Consider the following 26,541-nt stretch of genomic DNA (forward strand, 5'->3'; position numbering starts at 1 on the left):
ATTAAAAAGACTAAAACCTGGGCGTCTAAAAATCCTGAGATTCGCTTAGACTAGCTCGATAATTGCCATGTCGGCATTGTCTCCTCTGCGGGAAACCGTTCTCATGATTCGAGTGTAACCGCCTTGGCGATTTCCATATCTCTCTTGAGCTTTTTCAAACAGGGCATGAACGAGCTGTTTATCATACACATAACCCATCGCTTGACGACGAGCGGGTAAGGACCCATCTTTGGCTAAGGTAATCATCCGTTCAGCTTCGGAGCGAACGGCTTTAGCTCGAACTTTAGTGGTCGTGATGCGACCATGACGAAGTAGCTCTGTAGTCAGCGCTCTGAGCAAAGCTTTACGCTGATCGGCAGGCTTACCTAATAGGGGAACGCGACAACGGTGGCGCATAATCAAGTATCAACGATGTAAGTTGAACGATAAAGGATGAACTATAAATTATAAGCGCTTACCCTGACTTTAGGGAAGTCAAAAGTGTGAAGTGTAAAGGATGAAGTCAGAGGGTTTCAGACTTTACACTTAACACTTGACACTTGGCCGCTTAAGTGCTGGTTTTAGCTGACTTTTCTTGGGGCAAGGTAATCCCTAAGCGCTTTTGCAATGCTTCGATGACTTCTTCTGCCGACTTTTGACCGAAGTTTTTGATTTCTAAGAGATCTTCTTGACTGTAGTCGAGTAGATCAGCGACTGAGTTAATTTGCGCCCGTTTGAGACAGTTGTAAGCTCGCACGGAAAGTTGCAATTCTTCAATCGGAATTTGACTGGTCGGGTCGGCTTCGGTCGGCGATTCTTCGAGCATTGACTCGATCGTGATATCTTTGAGTGGAGAAAACAGATCCACTAGGATGCTGGCCGATTGACTCAACGCCTCTTGGGGCGAAATTGAGCCATTGGTCCAGATTTCCATGATCAATCGGTCTTTCTCCAAAGAGCCGCCTACCCGTGCATCTTCAACACTGTAGTTGACCTTGCGAACGGGCATAAATACAGCATCTATCAACAGAAAGTCTAAAGCCGCGTTTTCATCTCGACTCCGGTCCACTGCTCGATATCCTTTGCCCTTTTCCACCCGAAATTCCATTTCTAAGGTAGAACCCTCGGCAACGGTGGCTATATACTGGTTGGGATCCATCGACTCGACCTCTGAGGGTAAATCAAACCGACCTGCCGTTACCGTTGCAGGACCTTGAACCAGTAATCGTCCGATTTGCGGTTGCGGTGAGTAGCTTTTGAGGACGACTTCCTTCATGTTCAGTAAAATTTCCAGAACATCTTCTCGGACGCCATCAATTGTGGCAAACTCATGATTGACACCGGCAATTCGGACGGCGCTTACGGCTGTCCCTTCCAAGTTAGAAAGTAGCACTCTGCGCAGGGCATTCCCTACCGTTGTGCCTTGACCCCGTTCTAACGGTTCCAGTAAGAATTTGCCATACTGGGACTGGTCTCTTTCGGTGTTTGACTCTACACACTCAATCTGAAACTGCGCCACGGAGTGACCTCCCTTCTCCTCGATCCATCGAAGGCCAGTTTAGCCTCCCTCGTTTAATGCTGACTCGCTCCTCATTGACTGAGGATTTGACTATCACTCGGAGTGATGATTCAGGAGTTATTTGTTTTAAATCCCTCATCTCCACTCAATCCTGATGTCCGAATCTTGTTTGTCTGACTTCGTTTTTTCCAAGGCTAATTGAGCCAATGTTTAAACTCTACGGCGCTTGGGTGGACGGCAGCCATTGTGCGGAATGGGGGTAACGTCCCGAATCAAGGTGATTTCTAGGCCCGCACCTTGGAGGGCACGGATGGCAGTTTCTCGGCCTGAGCCGGGACCACTAACCATGACCTCAATTTGACGCATTCCCTGCTCAACTGCACGGCGTGCTGCGTTCTCGGCTGCGGTTTGAGCGGCAAAGGGAGTTCCTTTTTTCGCGCCTTTAAAGCCACTAGAACCACTGGTTGCCCAAGAAATTACTTCTCCGCTAGGATCGGTAATTGTGACAATGGTGTTATTAAAGGTGGACTGAATGTAACCCACGCCATTAGGCACATTCCTTTTTTGCTTCCGCGAGCCAGTTTTTTTGGTTGTTTGTCGCGCCATATCGATCGCAATAGTGAAGGTTTAAATGACTGAGAGTCAGTAAGAAGTTCGGCTCGATGAAGCCGAACCTGATTCGAGATTGAATCGTTCTTACTTCTTGGAAGGGGCTTTTTTCTTGCCTGCCACGGTGCGCCTTCCGCCTCGACGGGTTCGGGCATTGGTCCGAGTTCTTTGTCCCCGCACCGGGAGTCCCATGCGATGACGGCGACCCCGATAGCAGCCGATGTCCATCAAACGCTTGATGTTCATGGACTCTAAGCGTCTGAGATCCCCCTCGACTTCGTAATTTTTTTCTAAGTCTTCCCGGAGGGTGGTGACTTCGGCATCGGTTAAATCTTTGACTCGGGTATCTGGATTGACTCCAGTCCGCTCCAAAATTTTTTGGGCTCGCGTTGGCCCAATCCCATAAATGTATCGTAGACCTATCTCAACTCGCTTATCGCGAGGAAGATCTACTCCGGCAATTCGTGCCACGCTTGTTTTCTCCCTCTTACTGGTTAGTATGTTTCTACAACGGTAAGCTATTCTAAATGCCAGAATTTAGGGCATTTGAATGGATTGGACGGGTTTTAATTTAACCCTGACGTTGTTTGTGCTTTGGATTGGAACAAATCACCATGACTCGACCGCGACGACGAATGACGCGGCACTTCTCGCAAATCTTCTTGACGGATGCTCGGACTTTCATTTCTCTTTGAGCAGCGCTACAAACTTCATATTATATCAATTTTTGTCAGAAATGACAAAAATAGGACCGACTTGTTTTTATCAGGATTTTTAGGGATAAGCTAGAAAGAATCCTTACTTCTTACGAAGACGGTAGGTGATGCGACCTTTGGTTAAGTCGTAGGGGGTCAGTTCTACTTTGACGCGATCGCCGGGAAGAATTTTGATGTAATTCCGGCGAATTTTCCCCGAGATGTGAGCGAGTACGTTAAACCCATTATCTAGGTCTACCCGAAACATCGCATTCGGGAGGGATTCAGTCACCGTCCCTTCCATCTCGATTAGATCTTGTTTAGCCAAGTTTTTTTTACCTCAATGCTAGAAATACAGTCAAGAGCGCTCGGGCGATCCATCGCGATCACAAGGCGATCGCACTGAAGAAAGATTTTTCACGAATAGCTGAGTGAGCAGCCCGTCACATATCTTAGCAAAAATCGCGCCGGATCGACCCAGGCCCGGGGGAAGTTACACCAGTCACTACCACTGGAAACAGCAGCGATCGTAACTGAGTAACTCCGGCATTTGAACCCCGTTTCCCGGTGGCATTTTTTTCAACTGGTGACTACTTTTTTCAGAATCGCCGCAACTGCCTCGATAGGCGAATTGCCATTGATAGCAATCAGCCGACCCCGCTCTCGATAATAGTCAATCACCGGAATCGTTTGGGCATAATACACCCGTAAACGACGGGCAATAGTCTCATCCCCATCATCGCTGCGTCCTCGGCCATGTAACCGATCAATCAACTGTTTGTCGGGGACTTCCAAACTAATGGCTGACTTACACTCTTGCTGAATATCATCCAGAAGATGATCTAAAAACTCAGCTTGAGCCACATTCCGGGGAAACCCATCCAAAATCCATCCCGTTTGAGTGGCATCCGGTTGAGTTAGGCGATCGCGAATTAGATCTAACAGCAGCGAATCCGGGACCAACTCCCCACGCTCCATATAAGCCTTAGCCTGATTTCCCAGATCAGTCTGTTGCTCAACGGCGGCCCTCAAGATATCCCCCGTTGAAATATGGGGAATATGATGAGATTCGGAGAGGATCTGAGCTTGAGTTCCCTTCCCCGCTCCAGGAGGACCCAAAAAAATTAGTCTTGTCACTATTGCTTCACCATTCCTTCATAGCGCTGGGAGATCACATAGGTTTGAATTTGTTTGGCCGTATCGATCGCCACCCCCACCAGAATCAGCAGAGAAGTTGCTCCAAACCCCTGGAAAGTCCGCACACCCGTGGCACTTTCTACAGCAGTTGGGACGATCGCCACCATCCCCAGAAAAATCGCTCCCAAAAACGTTAATCGGTTCAGTACCCGCTCCACATATTCCGTCGTCGCCCTTCCTGGACGAATCCCCGGAATACTAGCCCCCATTTTCTTCAAATTTTGAGCCATATCTACGGGATTGACAATCAATGAAGCGTAGAAATAGCTAAAAAACAGAATTAACGTCAAATAAAACGCCCCATAAACAAAAGGAGCTGGACCATTTGGACTCAAATAAGACGAAATGGTAATCAGCAACTCATTCTTCGTAAATTGAGCCAAAGAAGCTGGCAAAATTAACACGGCCGATGCAAAAATAATCGGCATCACCCCCCCTTGATTTAACCGCAAAGGAAGATAGCTACTTTTTTCCCGGTAAAGCTTCCGTCCGACCTGACGACGGGCCGAAATAATCGGAATTCGTCGGGTCCCTTCTTGGACAAAAACAATCCCAACAATCGTAATTAAAAAGACCAGCATCAGAATCAAAACCGGACCAACAATCGCTTGGTCTTCCCGAGCCTGGGCCAGAGTTTGTCCCAAAGAATTCGGGAGAACCGCCACAATATTGACAAAAATCAATAAAGAAGCGCCATTGCCCACCCCGCGTTCCGTAATCAGCTCAGATACCCACATCACAAACATGGAGCCAGTGGTCAATGCCACCGCAGTTTGGACGTAGAATAAAACACCTGGATCCGGGGTTTCGGCAAAAGCGCCAACCCACAGAGCAATGCCGGTACTTTGCAGCAATGCCCATCCCAAGGCGACATACCGAGTAATCTGAGAGATTTTGCGCCGACCTGCTTCCCCTTCATTTTTTTGTAAATCTTCTAAAGAAGGAAGAGCTGAGGTCAGTAATTGCATAATAATGGAGGCATTAATATAAGGCAGGATCCCTAGGGCAAAAATCCCTAAAGCTCGCAAGCCACCCCCAGAAAACAGGTCCAAAAAACCAATCAGCGGGCTGCCATCAATATTGGCCTGAAATGCCTCACGATTAATCCCAGGAACTGGAATCCAAATGCCTAAGCGCACCAAAACTAACATACCAATGGTGAGGAGCAGCCGACCTCGCAGGCCCGCTGCTCTAGCCATCTGCATGAAAGTCTCCTGAGCGGTTGGTGCTTTATCTCGACTAACAACCATTAAGGAGTACCTCTACTGTTCATTGCAGCGCTCCGTGTCCTTGTCTAGGATCAATGCCCGTAAGGTCATATCACCTGATAGATTTGGCATCACTGGTTTCACAAGTTCCACCGGCAGCTTCAATCTTGGCTTTAGCCCCTGCGGTAAACGCAGCAGCTTTTACATTCAGCGGAACATTCAGTTCCCCATCTCCCAAGATTTTCAGCGGCCCATCATTGGTGGTGACAATGCCCGCTTCCATCAGGGACGCTAACGTCACTTCACTGTTAGCGGCCAATGATGCCAACTTACTTACGTTAATCGTAGTGTATTCTTTGCGATTGACGAGCGGAAAGTGCTTGAGCTTAGGCAAACGGCGGTACAGGGGCTGTTGTCCCCCTTCAAACCCAGGACGGGTGCTACCCCCGGCTCTAGCTTTTTGACCTCTCATCCCTTTACCGGCGCTGGCCCCTTGACCGGCAGAAATACCGCGAGCCAAACGCCGTTTGCGTTTTTTAGACCCGGCCTTGGGTCCTATTTCATGAATTCTCATTTTTCTCCCCTGTGTCTGTAACTTGACTCGGTTCAGGCTGATGGCAATGGATTAGGCGTACAGCTTGTCAACGGAAATGCCACGCTCATCAGCGACTTCAGACAAGGTTCGCAGACTCACGAGGGCGTCGATCGCAGCTCTAGCATTGTTCAGGGGGTTGTTAGACCCCAACTGTTTGGCAAGAATATTGCGAACTCCGGCTAATTCGAGGACGGTCCGCACTGCACCCCCGGCAATTACCCCGGTCCCTGGTGCGGCTGGACGCATCATCACTTTGGCTCCGGTGGCACTGCCATCGACACGGTGAGGAATGGAGTTAGCTTTGGTCAGGGGCACTTCAATCAGGTGCTTTTTGCCATCGGCGACGCCTTTTTTGACGGCGCTGATCACGTCACTGGCTTTACCCACACCGACTCCGACTTGACCGCGTTCGTTACCGACGACAACGATCGCCCGGAAGCTGAGTTTTTTACCACCTTTGACGACTTTGGTAACCCGGCGAATCTGTACGACCCGCTCTTGCCAATCTGTTTCTTTTTCCCGAGTGCGGGCGTTTTTTTTACGACGTTCTGCCATAGTTTTTTGTCAGGAATGATTGTTGCTATTCGTTCGGGGTTGGTGCGTTTGCGGTCGCTCGGTGTTGATCGCTCTTGTGGACGAAATTATCCCGTGCGACGGGCAACGCGCCACTGCCGAAACTTAGGCGACTTTAGAACTTTTTAGAACTCTAAACCCGCTTCACGGGCCGCTTCTGCGAGGGCTTTAACCCGACCGTGGTACAGGTTACCACCGCGATCAAAGACGACCTTTTGAATGCCTTTTTCCCGGGCGCGATCGGCGATTAGTTTGCCGACTTTGGCCGATGCATCACAAGTGGCTCCGGTTTCTAATTCGGCTTTCAATGCCGGATCAAGGGTGGATGCAGCCGCTAGGGTTTGGTGTTGGGTATCGTCAATCACTTGAGCATAAATATGCTGGTGAGAGCGAAATACAGATAACCGAGGACGTTCTGGGGTGCCGATGACCCGACGTCGCACGCGCCGATGACGGCGTTCAATAGATTCACTGCGAGTCAGCTTCATAGTTTATTTCTTCCCTGTCTTCCCTGCCTTGCGTCTGACTTGTTCGCCTGCATAGCGAATTCCCTTACCTTTATAGGGTTCGGGGGGACGGACGTCCCTAATTTTGGCGGCAGTATTGCCGACAATTTCTTTGTTGATGCCGCTGATAATCACGTTGGTGTTATTTTCAACGGCGACAGAGATGCCTTCGGGGGGGTTAATTTCTACGGGGTTGCTATACCCAACGTTGAGAATTAGGTTGCGCCCTTGGACTTGAGCACGATAGCCCACCCCTTGAATTTCCAGTCGTTTTTGAAATCCTTCGGAGACCCCTTGAACCATGTTGGCGATCAAGGTACGGCACAATCCATGACGTTGACGGGCGGCGCGAGACTCGTCCCGACGGGTGACTTGGATGCTTTCGCCTTCTTGTTCAATGATGACTTCAGCGGGTAGCTCTCGGGAAAGTTCGCCTTTTGGCCCCTTAACGGAAACCTTTTGCCCATCAATGGATACAACGACTTTGGCCGGTATATTAATGGGGCGTTTACCAATACGAGACATAGTTTTCCTCTTTCTTTACTTGTCGAGATTTAAGCCGTAAGGTCAGAATTGAAGGGGGCAGGGTGCTGCTTCCCCTTGCAGTAGATTCTTCGACCGATTCACGGAAAAAATCTCAAACTACCAGACATAGCAAAGCACTTCACCGCCTACACCTTGACGACGGGCGTCTCGGTCGGTCATGATGCCCGATGAGGTGGAAATGATGGCAATTCCAATGCCGCCTAATACGCGAGGTAATTCTTTCCGATTGGAATAGACTCGCAAACCGGGCTTACTGACCCGTTTTAAGGCTTTGATAATAGGTTGACGATTTTTGCCTTTGTATTTCAAGGCGATCGCCAGTTTTTTATCGACCCCTTCCCCAACTTCTTCAAATTCGGCAATAAAGCCTTCTTCTTGAAGAACTTTGGCAATGGAACGGGTCATGTTTGTGGATAGAACTTCTGTTTTTTGGTGCCGTGCTAGGCTTGCATTGCGGATGCGTGTTAGCATGTCTGCAATCGTGTCGTTAGCCGCCATTTTTCGCTCCTTATTCCCCTGTTAATTATCCTTCTTTGAAGGGCATTCCCATTTCTTTGAGTAAGGCGCGGCCCTCTTCATCCGTTGTTGCGGTTGTGATGATGGATATGTCCATACCCCGAATTTGGTCAATCCGGTCATACTCTACTTCTGGAAAGATTAATTGTTCTCTGACGCCCAAGGTGTAATTGCCTCGCCCGTCAAAGCTTTTGGGACTAATGCCGCGAAAGTCCCGAATCCGAGGTAGTGCTAAACTGATCAGGCGATCAAGGAAAGAATACATCCGATCGCCCCGGAGGGTGACCATCATTCCCACAGGCATTCCTTGACGGATTTTAAAGCCTGCGATCGCCTTTTTCGCCCGCGTCACCACGGGTTTTTGTCCCGCAATTGTAGCGATTTCGGCCAAAGATGATTCTAGCGCTTTCGCATTGCTAGACGCTTCCCCTAAGCCTCTGTTAATGGTGATTTTCACCACTTTGGGCACCTGATGGATATTTTGGTATTTAAACTGTTCCATCAGTTTGGGGACGATCGTTTCTTGGTACCGCGTTTTGAGTTGAGTGGTCATGAGTTTTACATCCTTAATCCCTGGTCTTGGTCAGGGCATCCTTATTTTTGAAGATATAGAGCGGTGGGGTAGGGCAAGAATCCCTTACCCTTCGTCCCTTGCCTAATCAATAATTTCCCCGGTTTTTTTGAGCATTCGCACCTTCCGTCCGTCATCGGTGAAGGTGTAACAAATCCGGCTTGCCACTTTTTGCTTTTCAGAATAAAGCATGACATTTGAGCTATGAATGGGAGATTCAAAAGTCTCAATCCGACCCGATTCTCCTTCTTGCTGAGGTTTAACGTGCTTTGTCTTCACGTTAACGCCTTTCACAATTACTGTGCTCTTAGTCGGAAAGGTTTTTATGATTTCTCCAACCTTTCCTTTTTCTTTCCCGGCAATAATCTGCACCGTATCGCCGGTTTTGACGTGCATTTTATAGCGGGTCAGGGGAATGTTCCGTTGTTTTTTAGCCATTTACAGCACCTCCGGCGCTAAGGATACGATTTTGGTGTAATTTTTATCGCGCAATTCGCGAGCAACCGGGCCAAAAACGCGGGTTCCCTTGGGGTTACCATCGGGGTTAACAATCACGGCGGCATTGTCATCAAAGCGAATGCTCATCCCACTATCGCGACGTAATCCTTTGCGGGTGCGAACTACAACCGCACGCACCACATCAGATTTTTTAATCGGCATATTGGGAATAGCATCCTTGACAACGGCGATAATCACGTCACCAACGCCTGCATAGCGGCGGTTGCCCCCGAGGACGCGAATACACATTAACCGTTTAGCACCGCTATTATCGGCAACGTTGAGATACGACTCTTGTTGAATCACCTTCAGTCTCCGTGGTTCTTAGATTTGGGCGGCACTATTGAGAATCTCAATCACTTGCCAGTGTTTTGTGCGACTGAGGGGGCGAGTTTCCTGGATGCGGACGCGATCGCCCTCTTGGCATTGATTTTCCTCATCATGCGCTTTGTAGCGCTTGGTTTTGACGACAATTTTGCCGTACTTCGGATGAGGGCTTCTATTTTCGATCGCCACCACGACGGTTTTATCCATCTTGTTGCTGACGACTACACCAACTCTTTCTTTAACTGCCATGTCACTTAATTTGTTATTCGGCGGTGGATTCGGCGTTAGCCCGTTTGCGTGCGCCTTCCAGTGTGAGCAACTGAGACAGTTGGTGTCTCTTGTGCTTGAACAGGTGGGTTTTTTCCAACCGGCGCGTAGCTTGTTGCAGTCTGAGCGTAAATAATTCCCGCTTCAGGCTCAAAATCTGCTCGTTGACTTCCTCATCGCTCAAGTTGGCGATGTCTGCCATTTTGGGAAAAGCCATTCTCTTACTCCCCTTCTCGCGAAATGAACTTGGTTTTAATCGGTAGCTTGTAATCCGCCAACCGCATGGCTTCCCGGGCGGTTGCTTCAGGAACGCCACCAATTTCAAACATAATGCGACCGGGTTTGACCACAGCCACCCAAAATTCAGGAGACCCCTTACCGGAACCCATCCGGGTTTCTGCCGGACGCATGGTCACAGGTTTATCTGGGAAGATGCGAATCCAGATCTTGCCACCCCGACGGATATACCGGGTCATGGCTCGACGGCTGGCTTCAATTTGGCGGGAGGTAATCCAACAAGGTTCTAAGGCTTGTAGGGCGAATTCACCGAAGTTAATTTCATTACCCCGAGTCGCCAGTCCTCGCATCCGCCCGCGCTGTTGCTTGCGAAATTTCGTTCTTCTAGGACTTAACATGATGTGGTAATCGGTAATGGTTCATAGAGCCTGCAAGGGAGGCGATAGCGTGCGGGCGAGCCTTGGCTTGCCGTTGGTTCAAGCGTTCGCTCCCTACCATTGCTGAATCTCTTACCCTTCATTGGAGCGGTCTTCAAATTGCTGACGGCGTTTTTTGCCGCCTCGGGGCCGAGGACCTGCACTGGCTGCTGCGGCAACCTCCAGTTCTTGTCCGGGGATGATTTCTCCCTTGAAGGTCCACACTTTGACGCCGAGAATTCCATAAATGGTACTGGCAGTGCGGTAGGAGTAATCAATATCGGCCCGTAAGGTATGCAGAGGCACTCTCCCTTCCCGAGTCCACTCGGTCCGAGCAATTTCTGCACCGTTGAGACGTCCGCTGACTTGGATTTTGATGCCTTCAACGCCAGCTTTTTGAGCGCGTTGAATGGCTTGGCGCACGACGCGACGGAAGGAAACCCGTCGTTCGAGTTGGCTGGCAATGTATTCAGCAATCAAGGTGGCATCGGCATCCACTCGGGCCACTTCCACAACATTGATGCGGATTTGGCGGTTGCTGCCTAGCATTTCTTGCAGTCCGGTCCGTAAGGACTCGATACCACTGCCACCGCGACCCACAACCACGCCCGGGCGGGCGGTGCGAACTTCCAGGTCGATCTGATCGGCTTTGCGCTCGACCCGAACGTCGGAAATGCCCGCGTTGTTTAGGGTGCTGTGGACATATTGGCGAATTTTGTAGTCTTCTTCTAAAAGTTCGGGGTAGCGATTGCTATCCGCGAACCACCGGGAGCGGTGTTCTTTGGTCACACCAAGCCGGAAACCCGTTGGGTGTATTTTCTGTCCCACGTTCTGTGCGTCCTCTACTTACCGTAAAAACTAACCCGTGTTTCGTAAACCGTGAAGTCAAGACTCGCGGCTCACTTGGCACGTTTACGTTTGCTGTTCTATTCGTCGTCAAGCTCGGGAGCGACGGCAACGGTGATGTGACAGGTCGGCTTGCGAATCATATAAGCCCGTCCCTGCGCCCGAGGCCGGAATCGCTTGAGAACCGGGCCACCATCGGCATAAGCTTGAGAAACCCATAAGGTGGCTGGATCGAGTCCGCTGTTATGCTCTGCGTTGGCTGCTGCCGATCGCAGAACTTTACGAATCGGATCGCAAGCACGATAGGGCATGAATTCGAGGATGATCAGCGCTTCGCGATAGGAGCGACCTCGAATTTGGTCCAGGACTCGCCGTACTTTGTACGGAGACATCCGAATATAACGCGCGATCGCTTTGACTTCTGTTGAGGTATCAATAGCCATTATGTTTCTCCGTTGTCCAAAGTCCTTTGTCGTTTGTCGTTTGTCCTTTGTTGTTATTAAAGAACGTTTGACATCAGACTCCGAACTGGCGCGTGCCGCTCTACTTTTTATCGCCGTTGACTTTTTTTATCGCCTTTGGCGTGTCCCCGGAAGGTCCGAGTCGGGGCAAATTCCCCTAATTTATGTCCAATCATCTGTTCGTTGATATAGACCGGAACGTGCTGACGTCCGTTATGGACCGCGATCGTGTGCCCGAGCATATCAGGAATGATGGTCGAAGCTCGTGACCAAGTTTTAATGACATCTTTTTTGCCGGTGGCATTCAATGCTTCGATTTTACTCAGCAAATGATCGGCTACAAAAGGTCCTTTTTTCAGTGAACGACTCATAAGTCAGTGATAATTTCTCAAAAATGAACCCAGAAGAATTAAAGAATAAAGTATTAATTCGTTTATTCTCAACTCTTTTGTCTTGATGATTAAGACTGCCGACCGCCCTTGCCGCGCTTGGAGGTTTTCCGACGCTTGCGGACGATTAAGGCGTTACTTAATTTTTTCTTCTTGCGGGTCTTCCCACCTAAAGCAGGTTTACCCCAAGGTGAAACTGGCCCACTTCTACCAATCGGTGCTCGTCCTTCACCCCCACCATGTGGGTGGTCTACGGGGTTCATGACGCTGCCTCTAACTTCGGGACGGCGACCGGACCAACGTTTCCGGCCTGCTTTACCGAGGCTGATGTTTCTAACGTCGATGTTGCCGACTTGTCCGATGGTGGCGTAGCACTCTTTCCGGAACATCCGAACTTCACCGGAGGGTAATTTCAGGGTGACGAAATCCCCTTCTTTGGCTTGCACCTGAGCCCCTGCACCAGCGGAACGCACGACTTGTGCACCGCGACCGGGGGTCATTTCGACGTTATGAACGACCGTACCCAAAGGCATCTTTTCCAGGGGAAGGGCGTTACCCACTTCGATGGGCGAGTCCGGTCCGGAGATGATATGAGTGCCAACTTGTAATCCTAAAGGATGTAGGATGTAGCGCTTTTCACCATCCTGATAGAAGAGGAGGGCGATCCGGGCGTTACGGTTGGGGTCATATTCGATTTCAGCGACTTTGGCGGGAATATTATGTTTATCCCGACGAAAGTCGATTTGCCGATAGAGGCGTTTGTGTCCGCCCCCGCGATGACGGCAGGTGATCACGCCGCGATTGTTCCGACCTTTTTTCCGGTGCTTTGACTTGGTTAGGGATTTTTCGGGAGTGTCGCGGGTGATTTCGTCAAACTCGGAGACACTGTACTGGCGTGTGCCAGGTGTGTAGGGCCGATAAGTACGGATACCCATAATTTAAAGTTTTGGTAACACTGCTTGATTTGCCATTGAATCCCATAAGCGCTTGGTGCAAGTCCAGTGGGGAGGGTGGGGGTACCGCCCACTCCTAACCCGGTATGGGTTACACTTCTGGGAAGAAAATGTTTTGCAGGGAATCACCCTCGGCTAAGGTCACGATCGCTCTCTTATAATGAGGCTTATACCCGACAAACTTCCCAACTCTGCGCTTTTTCGGGGGTCTGTGCATGGTATTGACGCTGACGACTTTAACCTCAAATAGGTGTTCGATCGCTGCTTTGATTTGCGGTTTGGTGGATTTGGCATCTACGTCAAAGACGTATTTGTTCTGCTCCATCAGCAGGGTCGCTTTTTCGGTAACGATTGGCGTCCGGACCAAATCGGCCAGCTTTCTGAGATTATCTTCAGCCACCGTAAACCTCCTGAACTTGGGCGAGTGCTGCTGCTGTGGTGACGATTTTATCAGCGGCAAGTAGGTCGTACACATTTAACTGGTTGACGGCAAGCAGTTTGATGGTCTCTACGTTACGGGCTGACAAATAAACGTTGTCGTCTCGTTGGTCAACGATTAACAATACTTTCGAGTCTGGCTCGACACCCCACCGGGCGATCGCACTGAGGAGATCTTTGGTCTTCGGACGGGGCAGTTTACCTGCCAATTCCTCGACGACGATTAGGTCTTCGCTGCGGCTGATGAGCGCTGTTCTCAAGGCGAGTTGGCGCTCTTTGCGATTCATTTTGACTTCATAATCTCTGGGTTTGGGTCCAAAGATGACGCCGCCGCCTCTCCATAACGGAGAACGAATTGAACCGGCCCGCGCTCGGCCTGTCCCTTTTTGTCTCCAGGGCTTTCTACCCCCCCCTCTGACTTCCGCCCGGGTTTTGGTCGATGCCGTTCCCTGACGCGCCTGGTTCAGTTGCCGCGTTACCGCTCGATGCAAGATATGCTTGGCGTTCTCTTCAGAAGCAACTCGCAAATCAATGCTCGCTTCGGCAACGGTATCGCCTTCCCAGTTTCTGACTACACAATTAACCATATCTCTCTATTCCCGTTTTCTATGCTTTATGAATGGGGAATTCATTCTTTTTTCACCGGGCTGCTATTTAGCTCGGCCTACATAATTGGCTGGCTTAATATTAAGCAGTGCACCGGGTTTTCCCGGAAGCGCTCCCTTAATCAGCAGCAGGTTTTTTTCCGCATCCACTCGCACAATTTGTAATTGGCGAGTTGTGACTTGGGTTCCACCTAAACGACCGGCCATCCGTTTCCCTGGATAAACACGCCCCGGAGTCGTACCTGCACCTGTAGAACCGGGTGCTCGATGGTTTTTTGAACCGTGGGACATGGGTCCGCGTTTGAAGTTATGCCGTTTTTGATATCCGGCAAACCCCCGACCGATACTGAGTCCGGTCACATCGACAATCTGGTTAGCAGTGAATCCTTCTACGGTCATTTGCTGTCCCAGTTCAAAGCTGCTGACATCATCAATGCGATATTCACGCAGGTGACGCAGCGGAGGCGCTGATGATTTGACGAGATGTCCCAGTTCCGGCTTATTAATGGCCTTGGTGGTGGTTTCGCCATATCCGACCTGAATGGCGGTGTAGCCATCGGTCTGTTTCGATTTGATTTGTGTCACGGTGCATGGACCCGCTTGGACGACGGTTACGGGAATTGCTCTCCCTTCTTCGTCAAAGACTTGGGTCATGCCGAGTTTTGTGCCCAGAATACCGACAGCCACGGGTTTATGGTCTCCCCTTACTTAAGCACTACAAGTTTCTCGGATCCTGATGAGTTCACCTAAGAACTCGGATCCGAATCGGGTTTCGACGCCAAACCAGTCCAAAGGTTGCCTCCAACAGCACAGCAGGAGACCTTCAGGCTTCTAGGAAGCCTTTAACTACCTTCGGGCTAGGTTTGATGAGTTGGTCCGTTAGGGTGAGCGGTTGCTCGTTTGTGTTGCCTTTGACCGCACAGACTTAAGCAATGATTTACTCAGTATCTCTGCGAGGCACTCGATCGCTCTAGCGGGTCAGACATCGTTTCGGAGTGCAGACTGGCTAGGGGCGATCGCAACTAAATTTAGCTTTTCTCAACTTTCCGCTAAGGAGTAGTTGTCACTCTGTTGGTCTGGACTAACCACTATAGCGCAAAATCGGCTTTTGGGCCGCACTGGGTTTCCAATTTGAGAGCTTTGGCTTAAATTTAGCGACAATTTAATACTATAGCCGATGTTAAATACCTTGTCTAGTCCGAATTAAATAAAAATTCGAGAAATTTTTTATTTTTTTTCTGGGATCCCCGGGTTTGAAGTCAGAGACCGATGACAAGGCCCCGATGACAAGGGACCAGGGACATAAGACATCAGACCAAATCTATTCTAATCCCTCCCAGGGATTAAACTATACTTTTTTAAAAAGCCTGATTGCGGTAGAAAGAGAACTTGTGGCCCGGATATCACCCATCGGGAGGTGCGGGGTTTGATGGGTGCATGAGCCTGGATACTTTAACAACGGATCAACAATCAGTATTAGGAGCAAATCATTATGGCACTGATTATCACGGGCAAAAAATTCATTCGCGATCTGGAACAGAACGGGTCCTTAGCGCTGTATGTGCCTTTGGAAGGGGGATTTGAGGGTCGCTATCAGCGGCGAGTTAGAGCCTCTGGTTATATCAACATCACGCTATCCGCCCGAGGATTAGGAGATTTAGCGGCCTATTTAACCGGGGTGCATGGGGTTCGTCCACCGCATCTGGGCAAAAAAGACATCCGCACTTATTTTATTCCACCCATCGTGACCTCGCAATTGGAGCAGTTACCCCCTAAATCTAAAGGGTTGGTGGTGTGGTTGATTGATGGAATCGTGCTGTCTAATCAGGAGTTGTCCTATTTGACGGAGTTGCCGAAGATTGAACCGCGCGTGAAAGTGGTGGTGGAAGTGGGGGGCGATCGCACGGTCACCTGGAATCCCCTGAAGGATCTGTTGGTTCCCGCTCGCGCCAGCTAAGATCAGGGATCATTTGCCTTGTCTTATATGTAGACGCGAGCGATCGCGTCTTTTTTAATCCTGGGCGATTTCCCGGTTTGGAGGGCTTTGAGTTAAGCTATGAACAAGAGGGGAGTGGGGCGATCGCCCCCGGATGACTGAGACGATCGCAGCACTCCTCATCTGAATTGTTTGCACAGACTTAGGGCTATTCTGATGCTAGATAACCGCGACTATACACTGATTATTGACAAAAGTGGCAGTATGTCCACCCCGGACCAACGAGGGGGACGAACCCGATGGCAAGAAGCACAGGAGTCTACCCTAGCATTAGCCCGAAAATGCGAAGAGTTAGACCCCGACGGCATTACAGTTTACGTTTTTTCAGGCCGGTTTAAGCGCTACGACAATGTAACAGCAGCTAAAGTTGAGCAGATTTTCCAGGAAAATGAGCCTGCGGGTCGCACCGACTTAGCTGGGGTTTTACAAGATGCGCTGAATAATTACTTTAAACGCAAAGCTGCGGGTCAAACCCAAGCGAATGGGGAAACGATTTTAGCCATCACCGATGGGGAACCGGACGATCGCAAAGCGGTGATGAAAGTGATTATTGAAGCCTCTCGCCGCATTGATAAAGATGAAGAATTGGCGATTTCTTTCATTCAAATTGGCAATGATCGCACCGCAACTCAATTTCTCAAAGCCCTGGATGATGATTTAGTCAATGCCGGGGCTAAGTTTGATATTGTGGATACTTTAACGATTGATGAGATGGAAGACATGACTTTGACTGAAGTTTTGATGAATGCCATCATTGATTAATGGATAAGCAGCTTGTCCTCCACCCAGGCTGGGCTGCCTGCGATCGCCTCACTCATAAAACTTAATGAACTGAGGAAAATCTCCAGTGAAGATGGGCCTGATTTCTGAAAAATTAGGACAATTTATCTGATGTGAGATAAACCTATCAAGTCGCTTTCATTCGATGTAGTTTAATTGATTCAGTAGAAAAATATCATGGTAGACAATCGCGATTATACTCTAATTATCGATAAAAGTGGCAGTATGTCCATCCCGGATCAACCAGGGGGTAAAACGCGATGGCAAGTGGCTCAAGAGTCCACCCTAGCCTTAGCTCGAAAATGTGAAGAATTTGACCCGGATGGGATTACCATTTATGTGTTTTCTGGCCGATTTCAACGCTACGATAATGTGACCGCAGCCAAGGTGGATCAGATTTATCAAGAAAATGAGCCGATGGGACGGACTAACTTAGCTGCGGTTCTCCAAGATGCGGTGAATCAGTATTTTCAGCGCAAATCATCCGGTCAAACGAAACCCAATGGAGAAACCATTCTCGTGGTGACTGATGGGGAACCCGACGATCGCAAAGCGGTGATGGAAGTAATTATTAAAGCCACCCGCCAGATGGACCGAGATGAAGAATTAGCCATTTCCATGATTCAAGTTGGAAATGATGCTCAAGCGACGCGCTTTTTAAAGGCGTTGGATGATGATTTGCAAGGCGTTGGAGCCAAATTTGACATTGTAGATACGATTACGATGGATGATATGGAAGAAACGCCTTTGAAAGAGGTTCTCTTGCGGGCGATCGTCGATTAAGTTACGGTCATCTTATTCTCCTACCGCTTTCTCCTACGGCTGCGGCGGAAATTTTACCCTTTTTGAGCTTAAAACAACCCAACAATTATGTTAGAAAATCGAGATTATACGTTGATTGTGGATAAAAGCGGTAGTATGATGACTCCCGAGGGAAGCGGGGGAAAAACCCGCTGGTCCTCAGCAGAAGAGTCTACCTTTGCTTTGGCGGCGAAATGCGAACAGTTAGATCCCGATGGGATTACGGTCTATGTGTTTTCTGGGCGGTTTCAACGCTATGATAATGTAACTTCAGCAAAAGTTGCCCAAATTTTCCAAGAAAATGAACCTTCGGGAAGAACCGATTTGGCATCGGTTTTAAAAGATGCGGTGAATCAGTATTTTAAAAAGAAAGCGTCCGGTGAGGCGAAATCCGGTGAAACAATTCTGGTGGTTACTGATGGAGAACCGGACGATCGCAAGGCGGTGATGCGGGTGATTGTGGAGGCAACTCATCAGATGGACCGGGATGAAGAATTAGCCATTTCCATGATTCAGGTGGGAAATGATGCTCAAGCGACTCGATTTTTAAAGGCACTAGATGATGATTTGCAAGGCGTGGGAGCCAAGTTTGACATTGTAGATACGATTACGATGGAGGATATAGAAGAAACGCCTTTGAAAGAGGTTCTCTTACGGGCGATCGCCGATTAAGTTACGGTGCTCTCATCCTCTTACCGCTGCGGCGGAAATCCTAACCTTTTTGAGCTTAAAACAATAAAACAATTATGTTGGAAAATCGAGATTACACCTTGATTGTGGATAAAAGCGGGAGTATGATGACCACCGATGGTGGCGCGACCAAAACCCGCTGGTCCTCGGCAGAAGAATCTACCTTTGCTTTGGCGGCGAAATGCGAACAGTTAGATGCCGATGGGATTACGGTCTATCTGTTTTCCGGGCGCTTTCAACGCTATGATAATGTAACTTCGGCGAAAGTTGCCCAAATTTTCCAAGAAAATGAACCTTCGGGAAGAACCGATTTGGCATCGGTTTTAAAAGATGCGGTGAATCATTATTTTAAAAAGAAAGCGTCCGGTGAGGCGAAATCCGGTGAAACAATTCTGGTGGTTACCGATGGAGAACCGGACGATCGCAAGGCGGTGATGAAAGTGATTATAGAGGCGACTCGTCAGATGGAACAGGATGAAGAGTTAGCCATTTCTATGATTCAGGTGGGAAATGATACCCAAGCTACGCGATTTTTAAAAGCCTTGGATGATGAGTTGCAAGGGGTAGGGGCGAAGTTTGATATCGTCGATACAATTACGATTGAGGACATGGAGGATTACACCCTGTCGGAGGTGTTGCTGAAGGCGATCGGGGATTAGATTTCAACAGTGCCCTTCTTGACCTCCTTCCCAGGTTATCCCTGGGAAGGCTCCAGTTGGAGGCTCGGGATCCTGTTTGTAAAAGGTACTTTCTTAAATCTGCAACCCCTTACCCCTTCTCTAGTTCGGGGTACAGTCAAGGTTAGAAACCGGGTTTTTCAGGAAATTTCTGCCATTTAGCACTCAATCTTAGCCAAAAACCCGGTTTCTTGTCCTTGGGCTTTAATCCTGAACCGATAAAAAGATTGAATATTGTATTTAAAATAAAAGAAACGGGAGTCGTCCTAAGTTGTTCGATTAGGAGAGGAATTAAGGGTATGGATCCAATTGAGAAGTTATTAGAGCAAATCAAGGCAGAGAATCAGACGCCGAGGCCACAATCTCTGGAGCAAGTGGAGGCAAAACCGGCAGCCAAAGCTGGCCCTTCTCCAACGGCCAATCCGCCCAAGTTGATGTATAATTTAGATAGTTTGTTAGAGAAAGTTCAGTCGGAAGCGAAGGAACCCAAAGTGCAGCCCTCCTTGAATGTTAAGCCGATAGAGATTGAATGGGAGTCAACTTCTAAGGGACTGGGTGGACATTTAGACCAGTTATTTGGGGATGTCAAGCAGGAGTTGGAGGCCCAAGAACAGGCGGAACAACTCAAACGAGAACAAGAACGCCAGGAAGAGGCGAAAAAACTGGAACGTCTCAAGCAGAAACAGCGTGAAGGGTTAGCCAAACGAGCACAGGAGTGGTTGAAGAAGCTAGATCCTTATTCTGATGAAGGGTTTTGGTTCGGACAGTTTGCGGAACATTATTCCTCGAAGTTGGAGGCGGCGATCGCCTATTTAGAGGCAAACCCGTCCGAGAAAAAGGGGGAGGGATAGAGGCATTTTCCCGGCCGGTGAAAGGAATTCCCACGCTAGATATAGAGTCAAAAGAGTGGGATTTACCTAAATCTGGAAAGAAAGCCCAGTCGCCCTCAACCTGGAGTTACTACCGGAACAGCGTTAACCCATTCCTGCCAACTATTCCCCTAGAAATAAATTGGTGCAAGCCCTCCCAATATGTAACTGCTCGCATTAGCATAGAGGTGTGAGCAACTTGAACGACCCGTTAACATCCCTATCTGAAGGCCATTGGTTTAAGCTAATCTGCGGTGCCAGTTTTCAGCATTTGCAGTTTGTGCGAAATATTACTTTGGCCTATTGCCTAGCTGGTGCGGACTGTATTGATGTTGCCGCAGATCCAGCGGTGATTGCTGCTGCCAACGAGGCGATCAAAAAGGCTGTCACCCTCGGACAAGTCGCTCAAAAGCGAGGCAGTCGCCATCATTTCGCGAAGAGGCAAGTACCTCGACCCTTACTGATGGTGAGCTTAAATGATGGGGAAGACCCGCATTTTAGAAAAGCAGAATTTAATCCCCAAAAGTGTCCTCCGGATTGTCCTCGACCTTGCGAAAGTATTTGTCCAGCGCAGGCGATCGCCTTTCCCCCATCAGCCTTAACCCTTGCACCCAAACCCGGTGATTTATCCTTTAAGACCACTCCAAATTCACCGGAGTTTCAGCAGAAGGTTGGGGTCATAGAAGACCGTTGCTATGGATGCGGACGATGCCTCCCCGTTTGTCCGATCGGACAAATTGTCACCCGTTCGTATGTCTCGACACCGACAGCGATCGCCCCATCGGTGTTATCTAAAGGCGTCAACGCTGTAGAAATTCATACGCAAGTGGGTCGAATCGAGGATTTTAAACGCCTGTGGAGTGCAATCGCCCCTGAAGTCAACCAGCTTAAGGTCGTTGCCATTAGCTGTCCCGACGGGGAAAACCTGATTGATTACCTCTGGTCCATTTATCACGCCATCTCTCCGGTCCCCTGTGCGCTGATCTGGCAAACCGACGGACGTCCGATGAGCGGAGATATCGGCATCGGGACCACTCGCGCTGCCATCAAATTAGGCCAAAAAGTTTTAGCTGCGGGTTTACCGGGATTCGTCCAACTCGCCGGGGGTACCAATCAGCATACGGTTTCTAAACTCAAATCAATGGGATTGTTGCGCCAGGGTCGAGTTACGGCGAAAGAGGATTCAACCCACTCCTATCTTTCTGGAGTTGCTTATGGCAGCTATGCTCGCGTCCTCTTATCCCCCATTTTAGAACGGGTGGAACAACAGTGGGGAGAGACTTTCTCCGGGAGTTACGCCCTAGAAGACTCCCCGGATTTACTGTGGGAAGCTGTAGATTTAGCTGATTCCCTTGTTTCTGAGATCAAATTTGGCTTACAATTACAGAATACTACAAATAATACAAGCCCATGATAAACCACCCTTAATGGATTTCCAACGTTTGACTCCTCCATTTTCTGTTTTTACCTTTTTGTCCTGCTCAGTTATCGACGCCAGAATTTATGGTTAATTCTCAGGGAAATCAACCGATTGACAACCCGATCCAACCCCAAGCGCAGAGTGGAGTGGAAAACGTCGATCTCGGAAGAACGCAGATTACCGATGATCTCAGCCAGTTGCTGGAAATTCTGCCTGAAACCATTCGCGAACACTTAACAACCCACTCATCTCTGAGTAGCTTAATTGAAGTGGTGATGGATTTGGGACGGCTTCCGGAAGCGCGTTTTCCCAATAAAGCGGAATATATCAGCGATATCCCCGTCACTCGTTCGGACCTCAAATATGCGATCGAGCGAGTCGGTCACTTTAGCGGAGATAATCGCGCCGGTATTGAACAAACCCTGCACCGGATCAGCGCCATTCGCAATCGCACTGGGGAAATTATCGGCTTAACTTGCCGGGTGGGACGGTCTGTCTTCGGCACGATTCACATGATCCGCGATTTAGTCGAAAGCGGACAATCCATTTTAATGTTAGGCCGTCCGGGGGTGGGGAAAACGACGGCATTGCGCGAAATTGCGCGGGTGTTGGCGGATGAACTGCACAAACGGGTGGTGATTATCGATACCTCCAACGAAATTGCTGGAGATGGGGATATTCCGCATCCGGCGATCGGGCGGGCGCGACGGATGCAAGTGGCGGCACCGGAATTTCAACATAAGGTGATGATTGAGGCAGTGGAAAACCATATGCCGGAAGTGATTGTCATCGATGAAATCGGGACCGAACTGGAAGCATTAGCGGCCCGAACTATTGCGGAACGCGGGGTGCAGTTGGTCGGAACCGCCCACGGTAACCAGATTGAAAACTTGATTAAAAACCCCACCCTGTGCGATTTGGTGGGGGGAATTCAGTCCGTGACCCTCGGTGATGAAGAGGCGCGGCGTCGGGGGTCTCAGAAAACGGTTTTAGAACGCAAAGCACCTCCGACTTTTGAAATTGCGGTGGAAATGAGTGAACGGAAGCGCTGGGTGGTTCATGAACGGGTGGCGGAAACCGTAGATACTTTACTGCGGGGACGTCAGCCGGATCTCCAAGTGCGGACGGTGAGCGAAAGCGGGAAAGTAACGATTACCAAGGAGTTACAGCCGCAAACTCCCACAACCACAACCAAAACGACTGCAGCGGTGCGTCCGTTTGGGAGTGCGGGATTGCGCGCCAGTGGGAAGATGCAGCCGTTACCCTTGCAAACTTTGCCGGAGTTGGGGCGCAGACCCCAGGCGGTGCCCGAGGAAAAGTCCTTTGAGCAGATGCTGAATGAGTCGTTGTATCCCAGCGATCGCTTTGCTTCTGCGGCAGATTATGGGTTTGAGGAAATCTCACCCTTGGCGGGCCCGAATGGGGAAGATTTGCCGTTGCACGTCTATCCTTATGGGGTGAGTCGTCATCAGTTGGATCAGGTGATTCGTACTCTGGCCCTGCCGGTGGTGGTGACGAAGGATATTGATAGTGCGGATGTGGTGTTGGCGGTGCGATCGCACGTTAAAAACCATTCTAAGTTGCGGCAAATGTCCAAAAACCGCCAGGTTCCAATTTTCACGATTAATTCCAGCAGTGTTCCGAAAATTGCTCATTCCTTACGCCGGATGTTGCATTTAGAGGAAGGCAGTACGCCGGAACTATCCGATGTGTCTCTGTTTGCCCATAGTGGTAGCGATGATGAAATCGAGGCCCTGGAAGAAGCGCGTCTGGCAGTAGAACAGATTGTGATTCCCAAGGGACAGCCGGTGGAACTGTTACCCCGTGGGGGTCAAGTCCGCAAGATGCAGCATGAGTTGGTGGAACATTATCGGTTAAAGTCTTGCAGTTTTGGTGATGAACCCAATCGCCGTCTGCGGATTTATCCAGCATAAACCGTTGTCCCGACTCCGTGAAAAAACGCCTCTCCTGTTCTAGGAAAGGCGTTTTTTTGGTTTCCTACTAAATCCGGGGGTCTTGGGTGCAAATCTGCGGGATAGGAGGGCGATCGCCAGGGAAGGTGCTTGGACTGATGGGGTTCTGGTCCCCCAAAAAGGCCCCTTATATTACAGTTCGCAACAATCAATGACTCTTCCCGATGAAATGGCTTTAATAGAGACAGAACCTCAAGCCAGTTCCCCAGGTAACTCATGACGACTTGCTCAATTAATTTGCAACAGTGCGAAGAAAATTTACTCAGTTGGAAGTCTGCGGTGAATCATACGGCGATCGTGATGGAAACAGACGATCGCGGGCGAATTACCGAGGTGAATGATAAATTTATAGAAATCTCCGGATATAGTCGCCAGGAAAGTCTTGATCGCACCCCCGCAATGCTTAATTCTGGCTTTCACCCACCGGAATTTTTTACCCAACTCTGGCAGGCGATCTCTCAAGGTCAAGTGTGGCGCGGTGAAATAAAAAACAAACGCAAAGATGGCTCAGTTTATTGGGTAGATACAACCCTTACTCCGATTCTGAATAGCGAGGGAATTCCCCACAAATATATTGCCCTTCAATTGGACATCACGTCCCAAAAGGAAACCGAAGAAAAATTGACCTTTACTCAACGAAGGTTCCAGCAATTGGCAGCTAACTTACCCGGCGTGATTTATCAATTCCTGATGTGTCCCGATGGAACGGTATTTTTTCCTTACATGAGTCCGGGATGTCGGGATTTTTTTGAAATTGATCCGGAGTCAATTGAAAAGAATGCCCAGGTATTAGTTAACCTAATTCACCCGGATGATTTCCCCAGTTTTTCTAGTTCAGTCGCTATTTCGGCTGAAACCTTAGAACCCTGGCACTGGGAGGGTCGATTTATTAACCCCTCGGGTAAAGTGGTCTGGATTGAGGGTCATTCTCGACCAGAAAAGCAAGAAAATGGGGATATTTTATGGGATGGATTGCTGATTGAAATTACTGAGCGTAAAATTGCCCTAGAAGCCCTCAGACAGTCCGAACAAAGACTGGGATTACATTTCCAGCAAACGCCTCTAGCGGTGATTGAATGGGATTTGAATTTTGAGGTAATGGACTGGAATCCGGCGGCGGAAAAAATGTTTGGGTATTCCAAACATGAAGCGTTGAACCATCATGCAGTGGAACTGCTTGTTCCGGAAAGCGCCAGAGAGCAAGTTGACCAAGTTTTTCAGGCGTTGTTACAGCAAACTGGGGGGACGCGCAGCACGAATGAAAATTTTACGAAGTCCGGGGAAATTATGGTCTGTGAATGGTATAACACGCCGCTGATTGACCCGAATGGGACGGCAATTGGGGTGGCTTCTTTGGTGGAGGATATCACGGAGCGTCAGCACTATCAAGATGCACTGAAAGCGGCGAATGAAGCGTTAGAACAGCGGGTGGAGGAGCGCACGGGACAGTTACAGGAGGCGATCGCCAAGTTGCAAGGAGAAATGGCGTCGCGGGAATTGGCGGAAGAGAAATATCGCAGCATTTTTGAAAATGCGATTATGGGGATTTTTCAGACAACTCAGGCGGGGGAATATATCAGTGCAAATCCAGCTTTGGCGAGGATTTACGGGTATGAGTCACCCCAGGAACTGATGCAGGAACTGCGGAATGTGGATGATCAACTCTATGTAGAGAAAAATCGTCGGAATGAGTTTATTGAGGCGATCGCTCAAAATGGAAAAATTTCTGATTTTGAGTCTCAGGTTTACTGCAAAAATGGCGGAATTATTTGGATTGCCGAGAATGCACGGGCGGTCCGAGATGAGACGGGAATGTTACTTTATTATGAGGGAACGGTAGAAGAGATTACGAAGCGCAAGCAGACTGAGGCAGCATTGCGGCGATCGGAGGAACGGTTACAGGAAAAAGCGTTGCGAGAAGCGTTGCTCAATCAACTCACGGAACAGATTCGCCAATCCTTGGATTTAGAGACTATTTTGGCAACAACGGTGGAAGAAATTCGGGAGTTGTTGCAAATTGAACTCTGTTATTTTAGTTGGTATCGACCGAATGGAATGCCTGGGGAGGGAATGCGATCGCCGCTGCAATCCCAGGATTGTCTGGTCCTGAATTGGGAAACGGTGAAAGCAGCGCGATCGCCGGGGGTAGTGAGTCCGTTAGGATTCTATGCTGTGAGTGAATCTTGGTCCCATCAATGTTTGCAACTCCAACCGATTCGCATTGATGGGGTGGAATCCTATCCCGATAAAACGGTGGTAGAGATTTTTCGCGCCTGGGGGTTTAAATCGGTGCTTTGCTTGCCGTTACAGACGCATTCGGGTCAAGTGGGGGTTTTAAGTTGCGTCCATTGTAGCCGGGAACGGACTTGGAATGAGAGCGAAGTCGTGTTAATGCACTCAATTAGCGATCGCCTCACCATTGCGATCGACCAAGCGCAACTCTACGCTCAATCTCGCGCAGCAGCGCAGCAAGCGCGGGACCAAGCGCAACGTCTTGAACAAGCATTATATCAACTCACCGAAACCCAAACTCAACTGATTCAAACGGAAAAAATGTCCAGTTTAGGCCAAATGGTGGCCGGAATTGCCCATGAAATTAATAACCCGGTTACCTTCATTCATGGGAACGCCATTCACGCCTATCAGTATTTTAAAGAACTTCTACCCCTGCTCAAACTCTATCAGCACTACTATCCAGAACCAGTTCCGGAAATCCGCGATTTACTTGAAGAACTGGATTTACCCTTTATCTTAGATGATTTGCCGAAAGCCCTCCATTCGATGAAGTTGGGAACCGAACGAATTCGCCAAATTGTTTTATCGTTGCGAAATTTTTCTCGGTTAGATGAATCCCAAAAAAAGCCGGTTGATATTCATGAAGGCATTGACAATACCTTGTTAATTTTACAACACCGAATGTCTCAGATTCAAGTGGTGAAAGGATACGGAAACTTACCGTTAATTGAGTGTTATCCGGGACAATTAAACCAAGTGTTTATGAACATTCTTGCCAATGCGATCGATGCGGTGGAAGAAGGCAAAGGATTAGCTGTAAAAACGGGAAATAGTAAATTTTCAGAGGCCAACTCAACTGCCCAAAATCCCTCTCCCACCATTAGTATTCACACTGAACTCACCGAGGATGATTTTGTCGTAATTCGGATTAAAGACAATGGTTCCGGACTGACGGAAACGGTAAAAAATCGCTTATTTGACCCATTTTTTACCACCAAGCCAGTGGGTAAAGGCACTGGCTTAGGATTGTCGATTAGCTATCAAATTATTGTGGAAAAACATCGGGGAATTTTAGACTGTCAGTCCCAACCGGGACGGGGGTCCGAGTTTGTGATTAAGATTCCCAGAACAACGGGTAATAAATAAGTC

At 49.0% G+C, this 26,541-nt stretch carries 36 protein-coding genes; 9 read left to right on the forward strand and 27 right to left on the reverse strand.

The window, feature by feature from the left end; genetic code table 11:
• Positions 1 to 45: 45 nt before the first annotated feature.
• The 26 genes from rplQ to rplC all read right to left on the reverse strand — a co-directional run bounded on the left by rplQ (position 46) and on the right by rplC (position 14,638).
• Complete coding sequence (rplQ, locus tag NG795_RS23275; protein WP_261248920.1) at positions 46 to 396, reverse strand: 50S ribosomal protein L17; 351 nt, start codon at positions 394 to 396, stop codon at positions 46 to 48.
• A gap of 151 nt (positions 397 to 547) precedes the next feature.
• Positions 548 to 1,498, reverse strand: coding sequence for a DNA-directed RNA polymerase subunit alpha (locus NG795_RS23280; protein ID WP_367291017.1), 951 nt, complete (start codon positions 1,496 to 1,498; stop codon positions 548 to 550).
• Positions 1,499 to 1,708: 210 nt separating this feature from the next.
• Positions 1,709 to 2,104: a 30S ribosomal protein S11 gene (gene rpsK / locus NG795_RS23285; protein WP_015148991.1), complete on the reverse strand. Its 396-nt coding sequence runs from the start codon at positions 2,102 to 2,104 to the stop codon at positions 1,709 to 1,711.
• A 90-nt stretch (positions 2,105 to 2,194) separates the two neighbouring features.
• Positions 2,195 to 2,578 carry a 30S ribosomal protein S13 gene (rpsM, locus tag NG795_RS23290; RefSeq protein ID WP_367291018.1) on the reverse strand — a complete coding sequence of 128 codons (384 nt, stop codon included), beginning with the start codon at positions 2,576 to 2,578 and terminating at the stop codon, positions 2,195 to 2,197.
• Positions 2,579 to 2,678: 100 nt separating this feature from the next.
• On the reverse strand, positions 2,679 to 2,792 hold the full coding sequence (gene rpmJ / locus NG795_RS23295) for a 50S ribosomal protein L36 (RefSeq protein ID WP_006618079.1): 114 nt from the start codon (positions 2,790 to 2,792) through the stop codon (positions 2,679 to 2,681).
• Between the two features lie 113 nt (positions 2,793 to 2,905).
• Entirely contained in the window at positions 2,906 to 3,130 is a 225-nt protein-coding gene (gene infA, locus NG795_RS23300) for a translation initiation factor IF-1 (protein ID WP_008191178.1), read from the reverse strand.
• A gap of 251 nt (positions 3,131 to 3,381) precedes the next feature.
• Positions 3,382 to 3,939, reverse strand: coding sequence for an adenylate kinase (locus NG795_RS23305; RefSeq protein ID WP_367291019.1), 558 nt, complete (start codon positions 3,937 to 3,939; stop codon positions 3,382 to 3,384).
• Positions 3,939 to 5,249, reverse strand: a complete 1,311-nt coding sequence (secY, locus tag NG795_RS23310) for a preprotein translocase subunit SecY (protein WP_367291020.1) — start codon at positions 5,247 to 5,249, stop codon at positions 3,939 to 3,941. Before secY ends, NG795_RS23305 begins: the two co-directional genes overlap by 1 nt.
• A 70-nt stretch (positions 5,250 to 5,319) precedes the next feature.
• Positions 5,320 to 5,781 carry a 50S ribosomal protein L15 gene (gene rplO / locus NG795_RS23315; RefSeq protein ID WP_367291021.1) on the reverse strand — a complete coding sequence of 154 codons (462 nt, stop codon included), beginning with the start codon at positions 5,779 to 5,781 and terminating at the stop codon, positions 5,320 to 5,322.
• Positions 5,782 to 5,832: 51 nt separating this feature from the next.
• Positions 5,833 to 6,357: a 30S ribosomal protein S5 gene (gene rpsE, locus NG795_RS23320; RefSeq protein ID WP_261209067.1), complete on the reverse strand. Its 525-nt coding sequence runs from the start codon at positions 6,355 to 6,357 to the stop codon at positions 5,833 to 5,835.
• Positions 6,358 to 6,500: 143 nt separating this feature from the next.
• Entirely contained in the window at positions 6,501 to 6,863 is a 363-nt protein-coding gene (gene rplR, locus NG795_RS23325) for a 50S ribosomal protein L18 (RefSeq protein WP_367291022.1), read from the reverse strand.
• Between the two features lie 3 nt (positions 6,864 to 6,866).
• Positions 6,867 to 7,406, reverse strand: coding sequence for a 50S ribosomal protein L6 (gene rplF, locus NG795_RS23330; protein ID WP_367291023.1), 540 nt, complete (start codon positions 7,404 to 7,406; stop codon positions 6,867 to 6,869).
• Between the two features lie 117 nt (positions 7,407 to 7,523).
• The gene (gene rpsH / locus NG795_RS23335) at positions 7,524 to 7,925 is read right to left on the reverse strand and encodes a 30S ribosomal protein S8 (RefSeq protein ID WP_015148983.1); all 402 of its coding nucleotides are present in this window, start codon (positions 7,923 to 7,925) and stop codon (positions 7,524 to 7,526) included.
• Positions 7,926 to 7,950: 25 nt separating this feature from the next.
• Positions 7,951 to 8,496: a 50S ribosomal protein L5 gene (gene rplE / locus NG795_RS23340; RefSeq protein ID WP_367291024.1), complete on the reverse strand. Its 546-nt coding sequence runs from the start codon at positions 8,494 to 8,496 to the stop codon at positions 7,951 to 7,953.
• Between the two features lie 102 nt (positions 8,497 to 8,598).
• Entirely contained in the window at positions 8,599 to 8,952 is a 354-nt protein-coding gene (rplX, locus tag NG795_RS23345) for a 50S ribosomal protein L24 (protein WP_367291025.1), read from the reverse strand.
• A complete protein-coding gene (rplN, locus tag NG795_RS23350) occupies positions 8,953 to 9,318 on the reverse strand; it encodes a 50S ribosomal protein L14 (protein WP_015148980.1) in 366 nt (121 codons plus the stop codon).
• Positions 9,319 to 9,336: 18 nt separating this feature from the next.
• Positions 9,337 to 9,588: a 30S ribosomal protein S17 gene (gene rpsQ, locus NG795_RS23355; RefSeq protein WP_261209064.1), complete on the reverse strand. Its 252-nt coding sequence runs from the start codon at positions 9,586 to 9,588 to the stop codon at positions 9,337 to 9,339.
• Between the two features lie 13 nt (positions 9,589 to 9,601).
• On the reverse strand, positions 9,602 to 9,823 hold the full coding sequence (gene rpmC / locus NG795_RS23360; RefSeq protein ID WP_367291026.1) for a 50S ribosomal protein L29: 222 nt from the start codon (positions 9,821 to 9,823) through the stop codon (positions 9,602 to 9,604).
• Between the two features lie 4 nt (positions 9,824 to 9,827).
• Entirely contained in the window at positions 9,828 to 10,241 is a 414-nt protein-coding gene (gene rplP, locus NG795_RS23365; RefSeq protein WP_261200424.1) for a 50S ribosomal protein L16, read from the reverse strand.
• Positions 10,242 to 10,352: 111 nt separating this feature from the next.
• Positions 10,353 to 11,087 carry a 30S ribosomal protein S3 gene (gene rpsC, locus NG795_RS23370; RefSeq protein WP_367291027.1) on the reverse strand — a complete coding sequence of 245 codons (735 nt, stop codon included), beginning with the start codon at positions 11,085 to 11,087 and terminating at the stop codon, positions 10,353 to 10,355.
• 98 nt (positions 11,088 to 11,185) lie between these two features.
• Entirely contained in the window at positions 11,186 to 11,548 is a 363-nt protein-coding gene (gene rplV / locus NG795_RS23375; RefSeq protein WP_015148975.1) for a 50S ribosomal protein L22, read from the reverse strand.
• A gap of 107 nt (positions 11,549 to 11,655) precedes the next feature.
• On the reverse strand, positions 11,656 to 11,937 hold the full coding sequence (gene rpsS / locus NG795_RS23380) for a 30S ribosomal protein S19 (RefSeq protein ID WP_367291028.1): 282 nt from the start codon (positions 11,935 to 11,937) through the stop codon (positions 11,656 to 11,658).
• Positions 11,938 to 12,026: 89 nt separating this feature from the next.
• A complete protein-coding gene (gene rplB, locus NG795_RS23385) occupies positions 12,027 to 12,890 on the reverse strand; it encodes a 50S ribosomal protein L2 (protein WP_367291029.1) in 864 nt (287 codons plus the stop codon).
• Positions 12,891 to 12,999: 109 nt separating this feature from the next.
• On the reverse strand, positions 13,000 to 13,308 hold the full coding sequence (locus NG795_RS23390; protein ID WP_015148972.1) for a 50S ribosomal protein L23: 309 nt from the start codon (positions 13,306 to 13,308) through the stop codon (positions 13,000 to 13,002).
• Positions 13,301 to 13,933, reverse strand: coding sequence for a 50S ribosomal protein L4 (gene rplD / locus NG795_RS23395; protein WP_367291030.1), 633 nt, complete (start codon positions 13,931 to 13,933; stop codon positions 13,301 to 13,303). The genes NG795_RS23390 and rplD overlap by 8 nt, the downstream gene beginning before the upstream one ends.
• A 63-nt stretch (positions 13,934 to 13,996) precedes the next feature.
• On the reverse strand, positions 13,997 to 14,638 hold the full coding sequence (rplC, locus tag NG795_RS23400; RefSeq protein ID WP_367291031.1) for a 50S ribosomal protein L3: 642 nt from the start codon (positions 14,636 to 14,638) through the stop codon (positions 13,997 to 13,999).
• An 805-nt stretch (positions 14,639 to 15,443) separates the two neighbouring features.
• Between rplC and NG795_RS23405 the strand changes: the two genes are divergently transcribed.
• A complete protein-coding gene (locus tag NG795_RS23405; RefSeq protein WP_367291032.1) occupies positions 15,444 to 15,908 on the forward strand; it encodes an NAD(P)H-quinone oxidoreductase subunit N in 465 nt (154 codons plus the stop codon).
• A 54-nt stretch (positions 15,909 to 15,962) separates the two neighbouring features.
• On the opposite strand, the gene NG795_RS23410 is transcribed toward NG795_RS23405, so the two are convergent.
• Positions 15,963 to 16,085 (reverse strand): hypothetical protein, encoded by a 123-nt coding sequence (locus NG795_RS23410; protein ID WP_367291033.1) that lies wholly within the window; start codon positions 16,083 to 16,085, stop codon positions 15,963 to 15,965.
• 18 nt (positions 16,086 to 16,103) lie between these two features.
• On the opposite strand from NG795_RS23410, the gene NG795_RS23415 reads away from it, so the two are divergent.
• From NG795_RS23415 to NG795_RS23450, 8 genes are all read left to right on the forward strand, one after another.
• The gene (locus tag NG795_RS23415) at positions 16,104 to 16,709 is read left to right on the forward strand and encodes a vWA domain-containing protein (RefSeq protein ID WP_367291034.1); all 606 of its coding nucleotides are present in this window, start codon (positions 16,104 to 16,106) and stop codon (positions 16,707 to 16,709) included.
• Between the two features lie 195 nt (positions 16,710 to 16,904).
• Positions 16,905 to 17,510 carry a vWA domain-containing protein gene (locus NG795_RS23420; RefSeq protein WP_367291035.1) on the forward strand — a complete coding sequence of 202 codons (606 nt, stop codon included), beginning with the start codon at positions 16,905 to 16,907 and terminating at the stop codon, positions 17,508 to 17,510.
• A gap of 87 nt (positions 17,511 to 17,597) precedes the next feature.
• Positions 17,598 to 18,200, forward strand: a complete 603-nt coding sequence (locus NG795_RS23425) for a vWA domain-containing protein (RefSeq protein WP_367291036.1) — start codon at positions 17,598 to 17,600, stop codon at positions 18,198 to 18,200.
• Between the two features lie 74 nt (positions 18,201 to 18,274).
• Positions 18,275 to 18,877, forward strand: coding sequence for a vWA domain-containing protein (locus NG795_RS23430; protein WP_367291037.1), 603 nt, complete (start codon positions 18,275 to 18,277; stop codon positions 18,875 to 18,877).
• Between the two features lie 317 nt (positions 18,878 to 19,194).
• Positions 19,195 to 19,746 carry a salt stress protein, Slr1339 family gene (locus NG795_RS23435; protein ID WP_367291038.1) on the forward strand — a complete coding sequence of 184 codons (552 nt, stop codon included), beginning with the start codon at positions 19,195 to 19,197 and terminating at the stop codon, positions 19,744 to 19,746.
• 208 nt (positions 19,747 to 19,954) lie between these two features.
• Positions 19,955 to 21,178, forward strand: a complete 1,224-nt coding sequence (gene ldpA, locus NG795_RS23440) for a circadian clock protein LdpA (RefSeq protein WP_367291039.1) — start codon at positions 19,955 to 19,957, stop codon at positions 21,176 to 21,178.
• 89 nt (positions 21,179 to 21,267) lie between these two features.
• Positions 21,268 to 23,118, forward strand: coding sequence for a R3H domain-containing nucleic acid-binding protein (locus NG795_RS23445; RefSeq protein WP_367291040.1), 1,851 nt, complete (start codon positions 21,268 to 21,270; stop codon positions 23,116 to 23,118).
• Positions 23,119 to 23,373: 255 nt separating this feature from the next.
• A complete protein-coding gene (locus tag NG795_RS23450) occupies positions 23,374 to 26,538 on the forward strand; it encodes a PAS domain S-box protein (protein WP_367291041.1) in 3,165 nt (1,054 codons plus the stop codon).
• Positions 26,539 to 26,541: the final 3 nt, after the last annotated feature.

This window comes from Laspinema palackyanum D2c, from assembly GCF_025370875.1.
Lineage (GTDB): Bacteria > Cyanobacteriota > Cyanobacteriia > Cyanobacteriales > Laspinemataceae > Laspinema > Laspinema palackyanum.